Source organism: Bradyrhizobium sp. SZCCHNRI1029 (assembly GCF_032487555.1).
Lineage (GTDB): Bacteria > Pseudomonadota > Alphaproteobacteria > Rhizobiales > Xanthobacteraceae > Bradyrhizobium.
The window spans coordinates 304529-321256 of the sequence record NZ_JAUEUK010000003.1; the positions used below are offsets into that span (position 1 = coordinate 304529).

Here is a 16728-nt window from a genome sequence, read left to right on the forward strand (position 1 = left end):
GCTGTTCGCAGCGCGTCTCATGCCGGCTGTATGGCCGTCGCCAGCACAAAGACGGCTACGATCAGCACCGACATGCCGCAGATCTGGGTCCGCATCGAGCCCCAACCGGCGCGCCCCCATTCGCCGGCGACGATTCCACAGCCGCTCGCCGTGATGACGATCAGCGAGGTAAACAGAGGCCAGCCCAGGGTGGCGCCCCAGCTTCCGAGCTTACCGACGGCAAGGCCGTAGAGCGAGATGCTGCCAAACCAGCAGCCGGCCATCACTGTCGCGCGCAACCAGTTCAGTAGGGTGCGAGCGCCGGCAAAACATCCGCCGGTGTCGTTACGATGCATGAGATAGGCGCAGAAGGCGAGGTTGGGAACGGCCCCTGCCAGCATCAGCGGCAACCAGATCGCGTTGGTCGCCCAGAGCGGGTCGGAGCCGTGGCGTTGCGCGCTCTCGAGCAAGGGTGCGCCGAACGCGATTGCGAAATTGATCGCGGCCGCCCCAAGTCCGCTGCCGAGAGTCAGCAGGAGACCATACCGGTATCGCGGCTTGTGCTGCATGGTTGTCCCGGACTGCTCGGCCTCGCGGCGTCGTCCGGCAAGCGCGCATATCCCCATCGCTGCCACCACCAGGGCAACCCCGCTCAGGGTGCCGAGACCGCGCGGCGACAGGATTTGTCCCGCAGGCAGGCTCATGAGCGGCACGGCACTGCCAAGCACCACCGACATGCCAGTCACGACCGAAAATGCGATGGTCATTCCGACTTGCTTGACCGCGAGTCCGAACAGCATCTGCGATACTCCCCAACCCGATCCCAGCACCGCGACGGCGGCCACGATGCCGGCGCCGGCATCGGCGTAGATTTCGCCGAGATTCGGCAGGGTCAGCATCGCTGCGGCGATTGGCAGCGCGATGAGCGCGCAAGCGGTCCAGACGAACCAGGTGTTCTCCCAGGCCCACCCACGCATGAATTTCATCGGCAGAGTAAAGCTTCCGCTGACGACGCCGGCGGCGATGCACAGTAGCACTCCCGTCGTCGTGTCGGTCATGAGCGGTTTCCCTGAACCGCAGCGGCGGCGCCCTGCGATGGCAAAGGCGGGAAAAGCAGACCATTGAGCATGCCGGTCAAACGCGACTCGAACGCTTCGACGTCCGGACCCGAAACCCCGTAGCTTGCGAGCCAGCTGCTCAGCTCCACTTTGTCGGCCGCGGTCTCGACGATGTAGATACGGAACATGGCGTCCTTCATGCCGGCAAGGACCACCGCCAGTTGCCGCGGCGGATCGAAAACCTCGATCTTCGCACCATAGGTGTCGCTGCCGATACGAAGTTCACAGCGACTTCCTGTCTCGGTCGCCCGGGTCCTGAACAACCCGCCCGCTCCAATCAGCCGCGACCAGGCTTGCTCTGCCGACAGCGCCAGGCTGTGTCGCTTCCGCGCCACCATGCGATCAGTACCGACATGCCGATCGAGATAGTGCCGCAGACTGCACAGCTGAAACTCCCAGCCGCGGCGCACGGCATGGAAGACCTCGTCCCAGCCGGCGCCGGCGCCGAAGCCGACATGTCGCAGCCGAAGTCGGGTTGTCCCGCCCAACGCATCGAGTTCGAACTCGACCTTACGCGTCGGTGCGACCTCATCCCGCGGCTGCAACAGAATGCCAAGCGGCCTCATTTCCGAGACCTCCAGCCGCACGCCCGGGCGCCAGTCCGTGATCCGCCACTCTGCAACGACCGGATCGCCCCAGGACAGGCGCATCGACCCGCCGGCGCCGGGCTGCACCTCGGCCTCAAGCGGAAACCAGCGCATCAGCTCCCGGGCGTCGGTGAGCGCCCGCCACACTTCGTCGCCCTGTGCGGCGATCTCGGTCTTAAGCGTAATGACCCGGGTCTCGACGGCTGATGGCTTGCTCATCCTACCTCCTCATCGAGGGCTTGGGCTTGTAGAGGGAGCCGCAGTTTCACGCACCAGGCGCAGCACCCGGTTGTGAAACGTATCTGCGACCAGCAAATTCCCCTGAGGATCGAATCCAATCGATCGGGGACGGCCAAGCTCGTCGGCGACGACCTGGAGCTTCGATCCGGTCCAGCGCATGATCCGATTGCGGCCAGTCTCGCAAATGTACAGTGTGCCGTCCGGCGACACCGCCACGTCCTGCGGGAAAACGACATCGGGCTGCGCGAACAAGGGGGTGATCTCGCCGTCCTTCAAGAACACGACCGATCCCGGCCGTGGCGAAGCGAGCACCAGGCCGTCCTTCCAAGGCGTCACGCCGTAGAATACCAGGGTTTGCGAGACGTCGTGTTGGACCGGCAATGCATCGATGCGGCCGTCGCCGAGATCGACGACCCGGATCTTTGGTGATACGGCACTCGCGATGATCAGCCGCCGGCCTTCAAAAGCGAGCGCATGCGGATTGAGCAACGTCGCTTGCCGGGCGGGCCCGCCGTCGCCGTCCTCGCCCGCGCGACCGACGCCAGCGACGGTGGTGATGAAACCGGTTCGAAAATCGATGCGTCGGACGCGGTTGTTGTAGTAGTCTCCGATATAGAGTCGGCCCTGGGAGTCGATTGCAAGCTTTCCCGGATAACCAAGCCACGACTCGGTGGCCGGCATGCCGTCGCCGTTGTAGCCGGAGATGCCGGTGCCTGCGACGGTGCGAATCCTTCCGGTTTCGCGCTCGACCACCCTGACGCGGTGATGCAGCGTATCCGAAAGGTAGACATTGCCGTCACGATCGGACACGACGGCGCCGGGATGCGCCAGCTGTGCATCCTGCGGAAGCTCATGGTCCTTCAGCGCACCGGCCCCGGCCATGACGACGGGCGCGCTGCCCGGCGCCGCGCGCAGCAATCGGTTGCGATGAATATCGCCGAACCACAGCGCGCCATCGGCGTCGATCGCGATCGGTCCCGGCGTCCACCGTTCGTCGACCCCTCCCTGTACGGCTTCGATCACGGTGCTCAGGCGTTGACCGTCGGCGTCGACCTTGACGACCCGGTGATTGCTCTTGTCGGCGATGAACAGATTGTCATCCCGATCCAGCGCGATCCCGTCCGGCTCCCGAAGCGGCGACTTCACGGCGAGCGCGCCGTCGGCAATGCGACCCGCCTCGCCGGTTCCGGCGACCAGCTCGAGCTCGCCGCTCGCGGGATCCCAGCACAGCACGCGATGGGCAAAATACTCCGAGACGTAAACGCGCCCCTTTGAATCCAGCGCGAGCGAGCGAATGCCGCCGCGAAGGCGTTGCGGATCGGTCAACAGTCCGCTCCACGAGCGATCCGCCGAGAGTCGCCAAATCTGGCCCCGTGCAGCATCGGCGACCAATAGTCCGTCGGGCGACCAGGCAATCCCGGTCGGCTCGCCGAAACCGCCACGCGGCGCCGGCAAATCGACGATCCGGCCGCTCTTAAGGTCGAGTTCGCCGACCCTTCGGCCAATGATCTCGGCGAAGAAAAGGCGCTCCCCGGTCGGGTCCGCCGCAATCGCGACCGGGCCACGCACCGCTAAATCGATCGCCTGCCGGCCGGAGGTGGCATACAGAAAGCCGTTGCCGGCCACGGTGTCGATAACCCCGGAACTCGCGTCGAGTCTGCGAATCCGGTTCGCGCCGGTGTCGGTCACATAGACATTGCGCCGCGCATCAAGCGCGATCCCGCCGATGCCGACGAAGCTGCTGTCGATCGCCTTGCGCTGTTCGCTGCCTGAGCCACCGCCGGCTACGATTTCGACACGCTCGAAGGGCGCGTAAACTTTGGGCATGTGCATCTGGGGCCGCGGCTGGCCATCCTGCGGCGCAGCAGTCCCAACAGCGGCAGGGGCCACATCGCGGCTCTGATCGGTCAGCGATTCCAAAAAGGCGACGAGGTCCTGCTTGTCGGTTTCAGACAACCCGAGCGGCCGCATGCGCGCGTCAAGGAAGGGATTCTGCTCGCCGCCGCGGGAGTAGAATTCCACAACGTCGCTGAGCCTTTCGAAGCGTCCGTCATGCATATAGGGCCCGGTGCGTGCGACGTTGCGAAGCATCGGCGTGCGGAATGCACCCTTGTCCTGACGTTCCTTGGAAATCTCGTAGCGCCCGAGATCGGGCGAAGTCGCCCAGCCGAGGCCGGTATTGTGAAACTCGAAATCGGAGAAGAACGGCCTCTCCGTGCTGTAGGAATGACAGCCGCTGCAACCGGCGGTGCCGCTGAAGAGATCGAAACCGCGCTCCGCGGAAGCCGAGAGCGCTGTCCGCTCCCCGGCCGCGAAGCGGTCGAAGGCGGAATTGCCGCTCAGCAGCGTGCGCTCATAGCTGGCGATCGCTTTCTCCACCTTGTCCCAAATGATGTCCTCGTCGCCATAAGCATTCCGGAACATCGCGCGATAGGACGGGTCCGCCTTGAGATATTCCACCGCGCGCGTCGGCGTGTTGCGCATCTCGCGCGGATGCATCAGCGGATAGCGGATCTGGTCTTCTAGCGTTGTCGCCCGCCCGTCCCACATCAAATGGCTCGCATAGGCGGCATTGAGCAGTGACGGCGCATTTCGCGCGCCAAGATAGCCGGAAACCCCGCGCGAGAACGGTTTGTCGTCGCTGAAAAAGCGGTTTGGGGCATGGCAGGATGCGCAGCTGACGCTGTGATCGGCCGACAGGCCAGGTTCGAAGAACAGACGCTCGCCAAGCGCAAGCTTCGCCGGCGTCGGCGGATTGGTCGCCGGCACCGGCACCGGCGGCAGACCGGGCGGGACGGCATATTGCGCCGATGCAGGCGTGGAGAATAAGGCGAAGGGAAGCAACGCCGCAAGCCACAGACTACGAGAGATAGCGCAGCTTCTACCGCGTGCCGGCATCGATACCCTCGCACAAGGATTCGGAACGACTCGACAGCGCGACCGTGACGATAGTGTCGGGATTGAGGGTGCGCCTCATCAGCTCCTGGAGGCTTTCGGGCGTGAACGCCGCGAGCAACGCTTCCGCCGCCGCAGGGTCGCGAACGCGCTGGTGCGACAATATGATGAGGGAAAGCCGGTAGAACTGGTCATGCAACGAGGCCGCATCGAGCCACAACCGGCTGCGCATCAGGGCGCGCGCAAATTTCAATTCCTCCGCGCCAGCCGGCGAAAGCCGCAAGCGGGATAGCTCGTCCCGAACAACCTCGCGCACCGTCTGCAACTGGTCGGTCTGCCCGACGATCCGAAGCAGCATGTTCTGCTCGCCGACCGGGATGACGGAAGCCTCGACCGTGTAGACCGCCTGCAATTCGGAGCGCAGCCGCCGCTGCAGACGCGAATTGTAACTCGCGCCGAGAATGTGGGCGACGAGCTGCCATCCGTAAAAATCCGAATCGCCTGCGGCCGTCGCACCCATACCGATTAGGAGCACGGCCGGATTAGCCGCAGCATCCTGCAGGCAGCGGACTACCGGACCGATGTGGCGCACAAGCGGGCGAAGCTCGGCCACGGGCGCATCGGCGGCCGAGCGGCCGTAACCGAAATCGGCTTTCAGTGCCGCAATGAGCTCATCCGAAGGCAGATTGCCCAGCACCGAGACCACCATATTAGCAGGCGAATAGGTCCGCCGCCTGAAATCGGCCAGCGTCGGCCGATCCACGACCGCCGTTGAGGCGTCGCGCCCGACGGGCTTGTCCGCCTCCTGCCAGACTAGGTCCCCAAGCTGCCGGGAGCCACGCTGCCAGGGATCCGCCTGCTCACCAGCGATTTCCTGCGCTCTGCGCGCGACCGCCTCGCCCCAGGCGCTGGGGGGGATGTCGCGCGAGATCAGGTCTCCGAGCAGTTGCAGGAATGCCGGCGCGCTGCGGTCGGGCAACGCAAACCGAAATACGGCGACCTCGCGACCGACCGTGAAATCGGTCGAGACCCCGAGCCAGGCCAGTTCCTGCCGGACGGTGGCGGTCGCAGAACTGCGGCTGCCGGCGAGCAGCGCCTGTGCCGCGATCCAGGCCACTTCCTCCTTGCCGACCGCCGGGATAGCGGTGCCGGCGCGAACGACAACGAGCACCTCGCTGAACAGGGGGCGGTGCACGGGCTGGCCAACCAGCACATGCAAGCCATTGTCGAAAACCACCTGGTCGAGACTTTGCAGTCCCGGGATCGACGCGGGAGGCTCGGAGCCCTTTGCCGCCGTTACCAGCGTGAGACAGAAGACCAGTACCACCGCGAGCCGCATCTTTACCTCCCCGCGGTCGCAGCCGGCCCTGGCGTGAGCCCGCCAAACATCTGTCGCGCGGCTTGCCGAACATCGTCGGCCGACAGATGCTGCAACCAGTCCAATTGCACGAACGGCACGCGCCAATCCTGGTGCACCGCCTGGTGGAATGCGAGAAGCGAAGCAAGCGTGGGCACGTCCTCCAATTGCGTGGCAGCGTGCAGCTCGGCGGAGAGGATACCCGCACGCAAATCTTCGTCGCTTGCATCCGCCAGCGAACGCAGCGCGGCGACGGTCTCGCGCTCGAGCGCGCTTCCGGCAATTCCCGACCGGCCAAATGTCTGCACCAGGAAGATCGCCGTCTGCTTCTGCGAGGGATAGCCCGGCACGGCGCGCACCCCGGTCGCGACCCCCTGCTCACCGGCCAATCGCCTCAGGACCGGCGAGGTGTCCGGGTTGTTGATCGTTGCGGCAAGCGCTTCGAGCACGGCCTGCGCTCGCGCGCCGTCGCCCAGCCTAGGAAATGCGAAGTAAAGCGCCGGACCTTGCGAGGTGGCAAAAATGCGCGAGCGCGCATCCGACAGGGGTGGTGCCTGGAACAGCCGCGCGCGCGGCATCTCGTGGGCGCCCTGGGGTTGCCAACCGGCGAAATACTGTTCGGTCAGCTCGAATACCGTCGCGGGATCGACATTGCCGACGATCGCGATCGTGATGTTCTCCGGCCGATAGAAGCGATGGAAATAGTCCATCGCCGCGGGCCGGTCGATCGCGGAGATCTGGGCCAGGTCGCCCGCCAGCGGATGGGCCATGGCCGCGCCGGCGAAAAGATCCTGCAGAAAGCGCTCGGCCAGTGTCGTCCGTCCGCCAGTCATCGCGGTGACCTCGCGCAGAACGATGCTGCGCTCGCCGTAAAAGCGGCGCAGGACGGGATAACGAAGACGATTGGCCTCCAGGGCAAGCCAAATGATGACCTGGTCTGGCGGAATCCAGGTGAAGAAGTGAGTGGAATCGGTGGTGGTGGCGGCGTTTAAGCCGACGGCCCCGCGCTCTTCGAGCCGGGCACCTATCATCTCGCCGGATTCGGCGAGCCGGCTCGCCGCCTCCTGTGCCTCATCGAACCAGCGTTCAAGTCCGGTCAGGACGACCGGGTCCGGCGTCGTCTTGCGGCGTTCTCGGTCGAGCGCCGCGAATGCCCGGTCGAGCTCGTCGAGAGCCACGGCTTCAGCCTTCGGATTGAGCGTTCCGATTGCTACCGACCCCTGCAGGGTGACATGTTCCAGAAGATGCGCCATGCCCCATTGCCCCGGCGGATCGTCGATCGCACCGAGATCGACTGTGGTGTTGACCGCCGCAAGCTTTAGGTCTGGACGGACCGCAACGACCAGCTGCAATCCGTTCGCGAGCCTAAAGTGGTGAACGCCCGACATGTCGATCTCGGCACGCGCCGGATGCGCAATCGGGCAAGAAAGGACGAAGCAGGCTGCCGCCAGGATGCGGACGATGGCACCGATCATGGCACGGCCCCATCCTTGCTATGGAGAGTGACCCGCCGAATCCGATGGTTCTTGGTATCCGCGATGAACAGCTGGCGACCGTCCTCGCTCACGGCAACGCCTCCGGGCTGGAACAGACGGGCCTTGTCGGCACGACCACCGTCTCCGCCAAACCCCTGCACGCCGATGCCCGCGACGATGTGCACCTCGGACGTTTCGAGATTGACGGTCAGGACACGATGGCCGAGCGCATCGACGATATAGGCATCGCGGTCGTGAACCGCGATATCGATGGCCTGGGAGTCGCCCGAAACGGATTCGGGCCAATAGGCGAGCACTGGCAACGTCTGCACGCGGCCATTGGTCAGATCCATCTTGTGCAGCGCGTTGCTGCCGTGAGTGAGGAAATATAGTCCATCGGGCGCCACGTCGAGGCTGGTGATGGCCGGACCGCCTTCCCCAGTCCCGCCATTGAGCGCGTTAAGGCTGTGCAGCATTCCACTCGACGGATCAATGGCCCACGTCCTGTGGGCACCGAATTCGGCGACAAAGAGCAGACCGTCCGGCGCGACGGCCATTGCGGAAGGCATAGACAGGCGCGCCGCGCGTGCTGCTTCGAGATCGTGCGCGTCAGCATCGCCGCCGCCGGCGAAGCCGTGAATGATGCCACTTGCGAGATCGACCTGCAGCACGCGATTGAGAATGTTGTCGGCGATATAGAGCTTGCCGCGCGGATCGACGGCGAGCCCTTCGGGCAACAGAAACTCGGCGTCGGTCGCTGCAATCCCGTCGTCGCGGCGCAGGCCTCCACCGGCCACCGTCGAGATGGTGTCGGTCTTGAGATCGATGCAGCGAACACGGCGCGTGCCGTAATCGGCGACGTAGAGCTTGCCTGTCGCATACACAATGTCGCCCGGCACGGACAGGATCGCATCGCGCGCCGGCCCGCCGTCACCCCAGTCGCCGGTCCCGGCGATCGTCGAAATCAGCCCGGTCCTGCCGTCGACGCGCCTGATCCGCGCGTTGAGAATATCGGCGATCAGAAGATCGCCGTCATGGTCGAGCCACACGCGTCCCGGACTCCACAGCCGTGCCTGCAACGCGGTTCCGCCGTCGCCGGAAAAACCTCTGTCGCCGCTTCCGGCGACGGTGGTGATCCGCCCCGTGACGGCCTCAATCCGTCGAACCCGATGATTTGCAACGTCGGCGAAATAGACATCGCCGTTGGCCGCAGCCATGACGCCTTCGGGAAAGCGGAGCTGTGCTGCGCTCGCCGGGCCTCCGTCGCCCGCGAAACCGGCTTGACCGGTGCCGGCAAACGAACTGATCGTTCGCGTTTGGGCGTCGATCCGATAAATGCGATGTGCCGGACTATCGGCCACATAGACGTTACCCGCCAGATCGACTGCGATTCGGGCAAGGCGCAGGAACTGCGCCTGCAGCGCTGGCGTGCCCTCAGCGTTGACGCCGACCCCGCCGATACCGGCATAGGTCGCGATCTGTCCGGTGACGGCGTCGACCCGCCGGATGCGCCGGTTGACGGTGTCGGCGACAAACACGTTGCCGCCACGATCAACCGCGAGCCCCTCGGGAAAATGCAGGTCGGCGGCCACGGCCGGCCCGCCGTCTCCTCCGCTGCCGCGCGCGCCTGTGCCCGCGATCGTCGTAATCAATCCGGTCTTGTGGTCGATGCGGCGGATGCGATTATTGTAGGAATCGGCGATGTAGAGATCGCTATCCGGACCGAACACGGCCTGTTCGGGGCGAGACAATTGCGCGGACCTGGCCGGCACATTGTCGCCGTTGTAGCCGGCTTCGCCGGTTCCGGCGATCGTTTCGATCATTCCGGTCGATCGGTCGATGCGGCGAATGCGATGATTGCCGAAATCGACCACGACGATGTCGCCGTTGGGAGCCTCGCTGACGCCGCCCGGCAGGTTGAAGCGGGCTTCTCGCGCGGGTCCGCCGTCCCAGACGCTTCCGCCACCTGCAATCGTCTCGATCCGGTCGAACGTCTCGGTCGCCCTTGCCGCGCCGCGCGGCTCCGCACACGGAACCAGCACGCACAATGTCAATGCCAGAGATGCGAGCAATCTGCTGCCTGACCCACAGCGTCGCGATGGAGAGCGGCACAGCCCGCTTTCACCATCCGGCATGGACAATCCCTCCAAATTGCCACTGCACCATTCGGCGGCTAATCCGGCACCCTCGGCCTGCATGCCGCCGGACCGGCGCCGGTAGCGACGGCTTGCCCGGCCGTCGCGATGCAAGCATGGCATCGCCAGGCCGGGTAAGCATTGTCGTTACCGCCTCTCAGGCACCCTGCAGATTGAGGTCCATCTTGATGATGTCGATCACCGGCCGCTCGACCTCGTCGTACAAGGTGCGCGGCGAGGTCGCGATGAGATGACCCTTGCCATCGACCATCTCGAGGCTGAGCTTGCCCTTATCGATGCGGCCCTTGCTCTTGTTGGCGTCAGTAAGCGTGCCTACCATCGCGAACGGTTGTTGCGTGCTGACCTTCGTCGACGGCGTTATGAGGTCGACATAGAGATCAACCGCGGCGTTCGCGTTGCTGCCATTCCAGTTCAGCTGACCGCGCGAGAAGTGATCGCGATCGCTGAAGGTCTCCGAGAACATGATGTCGCCGCCGAGCAGCTTGCTCTGTCCGCGCAACGCCAGCATCATCACCTCGACGTTGGACTTGCCGTCGGTCACGTCCGTTATGTGATGGATTTCGGCGGGGCCGGACACCTCGACGGTCTCGGTCTGATCGCCGGATTTCAGCTCGACCGCACCCTTGACCTGGGTCCGTTCGATCGCCTTCGGCAGCACGGCGTAGGCCATATGCGACTTGCTGTAGAACCAGCCATTCACGTTGCCTTCCTTGTCCAGCAGCGGTGTCGGAAGTTCCATGCCGCGGAAGACATTCACACCGGTCGGCGTGTTCTGGAATTTGACCGGCGGAATGGAGTCGATGCGACCACGTACCGGAACGGCTGTTTCGTTGTAGAGAATGCCCTTCGCGGTCGTCATCAGGACCTTGCGCTCCACGACGAAGTCGGCGGGGACCTCCTCGGAGGGCGCCGTCCCGGCCCGCGGCTCCGCCCCGGCGGTCGACGCCTTAGGCTTGGCTGACCGATCTTTGCCTTTGGTCTCAGCAGTCGCGCTGGTGCCGGTCTGGCCGGCCGTAATGCTGGCGGCGGCAGCATCGGCAACAACCTGCGGCCGCTCCGTGATCGTTCCGAGCGAGCGCAATTCTGGATGCTCGCCGAGCACGACCGGGCCGTGCAACATGTAGCTTTCGCCAGTGAGTTCCGACTGGGTCAGCTCGATGTCGATCTGCTGCCGACCGTCCGGAAGGATTCGGCGGCCATAGCCTTCCATCGGCCATTTCGGCACAGTCACTGGACCGATGAAGGTCACTTCCTCGCTGCGTCCGTGCGGGTCGGGCCCGAACACGAGAGACGAGTTCGCGATCAGGTACACAACGTCCGCCTCCTTGCCGAGCCGATCGAACAGCCGCGACGGCGGAGCTCCTGACGTCTCCGTATTGGATTGCACGCCTTGATTGGTCACGCCGTCGGCTGCCACTGCGGCAGAAAGAGCCAGGGTACAACCGACGGAGACGAGCAGTGTCGCTTTAGATATCGCCTTATTCATCGCCACCTCCGTTGAGAACCGCCGGATGTCAGCGGCCGGCAGCGTCAATCTAGCGACTTGCGTTCACGGCGGTCTTCTTCACGGTTGCGGAGTTGCACGGGCGCTGCCGCCAAAGGTTCCGGCTCTGAGCAAGATCGAAGAAGAAGCGCCCATGCAATGCCGCATATTTTGCGCGGCAAGGTGGCTTCGAGGACGTTCAACATGGTGCGCGTCTACGTAATTATGGCCGCGGTCGTCGCTCTTTCGCTGTCATCCAGCGACGCGCTGGCGCAGATTTGCCGCTACTGTCCCTCATTCATGAAACCAAGTTCTCCGCCGATCAAGAAGCTCGCCTCGCTTGCGGGTTGCTGGATCGGCAAGCGTGAGCCTGACGGGCTGGCCGCCAGGGTGTCTTACGAGCTGGGCAGCGAACAAAGCGCCCTGCTCGAGACGATCTGGATCGAGAACAATCCGACCATGTACACGATCTACTATATCGACGGCGACGTCGGCATGGCTCACCATTTCTGCTCGTACGGCAACCAGCTTCGCATGCGAGCGGAGCCGAGCGAGGATCCGAACATCCTTTCTCTCGCGCTGCTGGACGCGACCAATCTCAAAAGTCCCGACGACAATCACATGACCCATATCAGGTTCCAGTTCATCGATGAGGACCACTTTAATGTGGAATGGGGGCTCCATCACAACGGCCGCGACATTCCCCAGCCCTACGTTTTCCGACGTAGCGCCGAGAGCTGTACCGGCTCGCAAAACCCTTGGTGAAGTTGAAGGCCTGGCGCCGCTGATCGCGGCCAAGAGCGTGGTACGCCGCTATGGAAGCGGGCCGGCCGTCTGCACGGCGCTCGACGGGATTTCGCTTGCCATCCAATCGGGACAATTTATTGCATTGACAGGCCCTTCCGGCAGCGGAAAATCGACGCTGCTCAATGTGCTGGGTGGTCTCGACCGTACCGACGCCGGCGAGGTCTGGTTCGAGGATCGCGAGCTCTCGACGCTGAGCGATGCCGAGATTTCGAACATCCGCCTGCATCGGATCGGCTTCGTGTTCCAGGACGGGCATCTTGTTCCGGTGCTCTCGGTTGCAGAGAACATCGAGCTGCCGCTCCTGTTCCGGCAGGATATCGCGCGAACAGAGCGCAATCAGCGGGTCGCGCAGGCGATGCGCGACGTCGGGCTTTGGGACAAGCGCCATCGCCGGCCGGACGAACTGTCTGGCGGCGAGCGTCAACGCGCATCGCTGGCGCGCGCGCTCGGCGGCCGTCCCAGCGTCGTCCTGGCCGACGAACCGACCGCGAATCTCGACCAGCACACCGGAGCCGCCGTCATCAGGCTGATGCGCGCGCTGTGCGCCCGCTACGGCAGCGCGGTGGTTTGCGCCACCCACGACGGGCAGCTGACATCGTGCGCGGACCAGGTCGTTCGCCTTTCCGACGGTCGGATGATGCCATCATGACCCTCTTCCTCAGGCTCGCCTTCCGCAATGTCTTCCGCAATCGCATCCGCTCGATCGTCGCGGTGCTTGCGATCGCAACCGGCTCCGTCGCGCTAATCATTAATGCCGGCATCGTCCTGAATATCTTTCGCGAGCTCCGCGAAGACGCCATCCATGGCCGGCACGGTCATCTTCAGATTTATCGGGCCGGATACGCCGAACGCGCACTCGAGCAACCCGAGCAATACCTGATCGATCCGGCGGATGCGGCACGTATCGTGGCGCTCGCGCACGGTAACTCCCGCGTCAGCGGTGTGGCGCGGCAGCGCGAATTCTCGGGACTGATCGACAATGGCGACCGCCGCGCCTCGTTTCTCGGCCTGGCCGTCGATCCCGCCGATGACGCAGTCTTCGACCACACCGAGTTGCGCGAGGGATCGAGGCTTTCCGCGGATCGACCCTATGGGGCGGTGGCGGGGCTTGGCCTTGCCCGCAAGCTCGAGGTAAAACCCGGCGACGGCCTGATGCTGATGACTACCACCGCGTCGGGCGTGCTCAATGCGGTGCATGTCACCCTCGATGGCATTTTCGAAGGCGGGCTGAAAGAGTTCGACGACTGGACGCTGAAGGTACCATTTACAGCGGCCGCTCAGCTGCTGCAGGACGACAGCAGCCAAAAGATTGTGCTGATTCTGCAACGAACCGAGGATGTCAGTATCGTCCGAGAAGAATTGGAGCATTCTTTTCGCTCGGCCGGGCTCGCGCTGGAGACGAGGACTTGGCGCGACCTTGCGATCTTCCATAATCAGGTAGTCGCGCTGTTCGGCCGCGAACTGGGGATCATCCGGTTGATCGTCCTTGTTATCGTCGTGCTCGGCATTGGGAACACGATTGGAATGTCGATTGTCGAGCGGACGGTCGAGCTCGCGACCTTGCGCGCGATCGGCCTGTCGAAGCTGCGCATCGCTGCGCTGCTCGCGACCGAGGCGTTCCTGACCGGCGTAATCGGGGCCTGCATCGGTATTGCGACGGCGATTGCTCTTGCGATGCTGGCGAGCCGTGTCGGCATTATCTATCCGTCCCCGCCCGGCTCGACGCGCCCGTTCGTCGGCGGCGTCGATCTCGCCGGGACCGTATTGATTGAGGCGTTTGCGGTTTCGCTGGGCGCGTCGCTGCTCGCCGCGGCAATTCCCGTCGTGCGATCGATACGGCAGCCGATCGCTTCAGGGCTGCGGCATGCATGACCGGCGCAACCACGGCCACAGTCATTCATGGCGCATGACGGCGCGGGCAAGCATTCTGGCGACGGCGGCGCTGGCTTTGCTCTGCTCGACGCGCGGTTCGAACGGCGCCGAAGCGGCCGATGCGCTGCCGTCCGGCAGCGAGATCATGCAGCGCGTCAATGCGCGGTGGCGCGGCAACGCCGACCGCGCCCACCTGCTGATGACGCTGCATTCGTCCAAGGGCGACTACAGCAAGGAGATCATCAGCGAGCGCGACAGGGTAAAGTCCGGATACCGGACGGCCTACTGGATTACGGCACCGACGCATGAGCGAGGCGTTGGCCTGTTGCTCTCCGAAGATCAAGGTGACCCGCAGGCCGGCATGTGGCTGTTCTTCCCGTCGACCCAGCAGACGCTGCATGTCGTGTCGCGCGGGATTTCCGCTTTAGCGAGCGATTTCAGCTGCGAGGATCTCCTCGCCGTCACGCCGCCCGGAAGCTACGTGTTCCGTGTCCTCAGGTTCGATAAGGCCGAGGGCTTCGGAACCTACCAGATTGAGATGAAGCCGGCGACCGAGCGACTTACCCGCGAACTAGGCTTCACCAATGCGATCGGCTGGGTGCGGGACGACATCTGGATGATCGTGCGGGCGGAATATCTCGATGACAGCGGGCGGGCCTTCAAGAAATTCGCTGCAGACGACATCGAGAAGATCGACGGCGTCTGGACCGCACGCACCTTCACCATGGAAAACCTGCGAGCCAATCACAAGACCCGGGTGCATATCGAGGAGATTAATTACCTCGATCACCTGTCCGACGACGTAACGCTGGCTCGTTTCAGCAAGGGCTTCTTGGCCCAACCATCGAGGTAGGTCAGCGCCGAGACGTTCTCGAAGCGCAGGATACCGATGCGCTGCTTTTCGCTGACGTAGATTTCGCCGGCCGGCCCGACCTCGACATCGGTATAAAGGCCCTCGCGCGGCAGTGCCGTATAGATGAGCCGGTCCTCGCCGGCACGGGTCAAGCGGTGCACCGTCCGGTCGAAGCGATCAGCATAGACGATGTCCTGATTGGCAGTAACGGCAAAGCCGGCGAGCGAGGTCGACCAGCTGGATTCGATGCGCTCGCGACTCACGTCCGACAATGAACCGTGGACCACGGTGCTGATAATCGCCGACTGGCGATCAATGCGCCGGATACGCTGATTGAAACTGTCGAGGATCAACAGATTTCCCGCCGCATCGATCTTGATCGTGGTGGGGAAATCGAATTGCGCCTGCACAGCCTTGCCACCGTCGCCCGTAAAGCCGGCGACGCCCGTGCCGGCAACGGTCTGGATTTGGCCGGGAGCCAGCTCTACGCCCATCACAATGACGGGCGACGTGCCGCGATTGACGGCGCGGATGCGGTGATTGCCGGAATCGGCGATGAATAGGATTCCGGTTGGGTCGGCGCAGACGCCGCTCGGCAGATTGAGGTCGGCAGCGGTTGCAAGCCCGCCGTCGCCGGCGAAATGTCCCGTCTTGAGCGCTTCGGGCGTGCGCGCTTCATTGGGGACTAGACGTAACGGCACGCCGCGAAGGCCGACGCCCGCGACGGTGCGCAGTTCGCCGCTAGGGGTGATGCTGCGTATGCGGTAATTCTGGGTATCGGCGATTAGGAGTTCGCCGGTCCGAGGGTCGTAAGATGCCGCCGCAGGCCTATTAAGCTGGGCATCGTGGGCCGCTAGGGCCTCACCGTTGAAACCTGACGTCCCGGTTCCTGCGAAGCGAGAGAAATTGCCGCGGCTGTCGGCACGCAGCACCCGGCTGTCGGCTTTGTCGAGGACGTAGACGTTGTGGCCCTGCAAATCAGCCGCGAGGCTCGCGACGTGATTGAGGGCATAGCCGCTAGATAGGATGCCGAGCGACGGCGCCGGCATGCTCCATTCGGCGAGCGGCAGAATGACGCGATCGTCGGCGAAGGCGATAGGAACGATATAGCGGAAGGCAACCGGCCGGCCGTCGAGCGTCGCCGGGCGATAGCGCCATTCACGCAATGCATCGAATGCCCGCACGATCAGGCCCGGATAGAACCCGCCATCCACGACGACCGGTTGTACCACTCGCCCGGAGGCATCCACCGTCAACTGCACGAATACAACATGCGAGAAGCGGTCGCGGTGCCGCAAGTCATGCGGCAGATACGGATAGACGACGCGGAAACGCTCGGGTTCGTGGAAGGCCGGTCCGGACAAGTCTTCCGGACGCACCGGGTCAATCACGTCCTGCAAACCGTCATATTGACCATTGCCCTTGGCCAGCATGTACCGCTGCAGTATTTCCGACGGCTTGCGGTAACGCGACAGCTCCAGGCTACCAACGTCCTTCAGGAAGTTCTGCGCCATGTACCAGTGCCAGCGCGCCTCTTCACGGCGATCGAGCGCGGCCTCGGCGATCGCCCGATAACCGGCGGCGCGTCCCACTATGGTCGCTTCCGCGGATGGATGGGAATCCGCCATCGCTCCACCCAAATCGCTGGCATTGGCGCGCTTGTCGCCTTCGGTGCCGCCGCTGGTTTCGACCAGCTCCTCGAAGAGAGCCTGGGCAAGATGGCGCGCGTTCTCCCACTGGTTTTCGTGCAACTGCTGCTCGATGAGGCTGAGCCGCACATCCCATTGCTCTGGTAACGATGTCTGCGCGGCGGGGTCAGATGCCGCCGCAACTCGGACCAGCAAAGCCGTGACCGAAACAACCCAGATCGCCCTCAGCACCGACCAGCGCATGGCTACCCTCTCGA

At 64.0% G+C, this 16728-nt stretch carries 12 protein-coding genes; 4 read left to right on the top strand and 8 right to left on the bottom strand.

Annotation, left to right across the window (positions count from 1 at the left end; translation table 11 throughout):
- Positions 1–17 precede the first annotated feature (17 nt).
- From QW861_RS10550 to QW861_RS10580, 7 genes are all read right to left on the bottom strand, one after another.
- Positions 18–1037: an L-rhamnose/proton symporter RhaT gene (locus tag QW861_RS10550; RefSeq protein ID WP_316193036.1), complete on the bottom strand. Its 1020-nt coding sequence runs from the start codon at positions 1035–1037 to the stop codon at positions 18–20.
- The gene (locus tag QW861_RS10555; RefSeq protein ID WP_316193037.1) at positions 1034–1903 is read right to left on the bottom strand and encodes an SRPBCC domain-containing protein; all 870 of its coding nucleotides are present in this window, start codon (positions 1901–1903) and stop codon (positions 1034–1036) included. Before QW861_RS10555 ends, QW861_RS10550 begins: the two co-directional genes overlap by 4 nt.
- A 9-nt stretch (positions 1904–1912) precedes the next feature.
- Positions 1913–4768 (bottom strand): cytochrome c peroxidase, encoded by a 2856-nt coding sequence (locus tag QW861_RS10560; RefSeq protein WP_316193038.1) that lies wholly within the window; start codon positions 4766–4768, stop codon positions 1913–1915.
- A 37-nt stretch (positions 4769–4805) separates the two neighbouring features.
- The gene (locus QW861_RS10565; protein ID WP_316193039.1) at positions 4806–6158 is read right to left on the bottom strand and encodes a M16 family metallopeptidase; all 1353 of its coding nucleotides are present in this window, start codon (positions 6156–6158) and stop codon (positions 4806–4808) included.
- 2 nt (positions 6159–6160) lie between these two features.
- Entirely contained in the window at positions 6161–7651 is a 1491-nt protein-coding gene (locus QW861_RS10570; RefSeq protein WP_316193040.1) for a pitrilysin family protein, read from the bottom strand.
- A complete protein-coding gene (locus tag QW861_RS10575) occupies positions 7648–9723 on the bottom strand; it encodes a hypothetical protein (RefSeq protein WP_316193041.1) in 2076 nt (691 codons plus the stop codon). The genes QW861_RS10570 and QW861_RS10575 overlap by 4 nt, the downstream gene beginning before the upstream one ends.
- Before the next feature lie 220 nt (positions 9724–9943).
- Positions 9944–11209: a hypothetical protein gene (locus QW861_RS10580; protein WP_316193042.1), complete on the bottom strand. Its 1266-nt coding sequence runs from the start codon at positions 11207–11209 to the stop codon at positions 9944–9946.
- Positions 11210–11494: 285 nt separating this feature from the next.
- Between QW861_RS10580 and QW861_RS10585 the strand changes: the two genes are divergently transcribed.
- Genes QW861_RS10585 through QW861_RS10600 form a run of 4 tightly spaced genes read left to right on the top strand, consistent with a single transcriptional unit; the run spans position 11495 to position 14822 of the window.
- Positions 11495–12055, top strand: a complete 561-nt coding sequence (locus QW861_RS10585; protein ID WP_316193043.1) for a hypothetical protein — start codon at positions 11495–11497, stop codon at positions 12053–12055.
- Positions 11955–12746 carry an ABC transporter ATP-binding protein gene (locus tag QW861_RS10590; RefSeq protein ID WP_316193044.1) on the top strand — a complete coding sequence of 264 codons (792 nt, stop codon included), beginning with the start codon at positions 11955–11957 and terminating at the stop codon, positions 12744–12746. The genes QW861_RS10585 and QW861_RS10590 overlap by 101 nt, the downstream gene beginning before the upstream one ends.
- Positions 12743–13969, top strand: a complete 1227-nt coding sequence (locus QW861_RS10595; RefSeq protein WP_316193045.1) for an ABC transporter permease — start codon at positions 12743–12745, stop codon at positions 13967–13969. The genes QW861_RS10590 and QW861_RS10595 overlap by 4 nt, the downstream gene beginning before the upstream one ends.
- Complete coding sequence (locus tag QW861_RS10600) at positions 13962–14822, top strand: outer membrane lipoprotein-sorting protein (protein WP_316193046.1); 861 nt, start codon at positions 13962–13964, stop codon at positions 14820–14822. The genes QW861_RS10595 and QW861_RS10600 overlap by 8 nt, the downstream gene beginning before the upstream one ends.
- On the opposite strand, the gene QW861_RS10605 is transcribed toward QW861_RS10600, so the two are convergent.
- Positions 14756–16714: an energy transducer TonB gene (locus QW861_RS10605; RefSeq protein ID WP_316193047.1), complete on the bottom strand. Its 1959-nt coding sequence runs from the start codon at positions 16712–16714 to the stop codon at positions 14756–14758. The genes QW861_RS10600 and QW861_RS10605 overlap by 67 nt on opposite strands.
- Between the last annotated feature and the right edge of the window lie 14 nt (positions 16715–16728).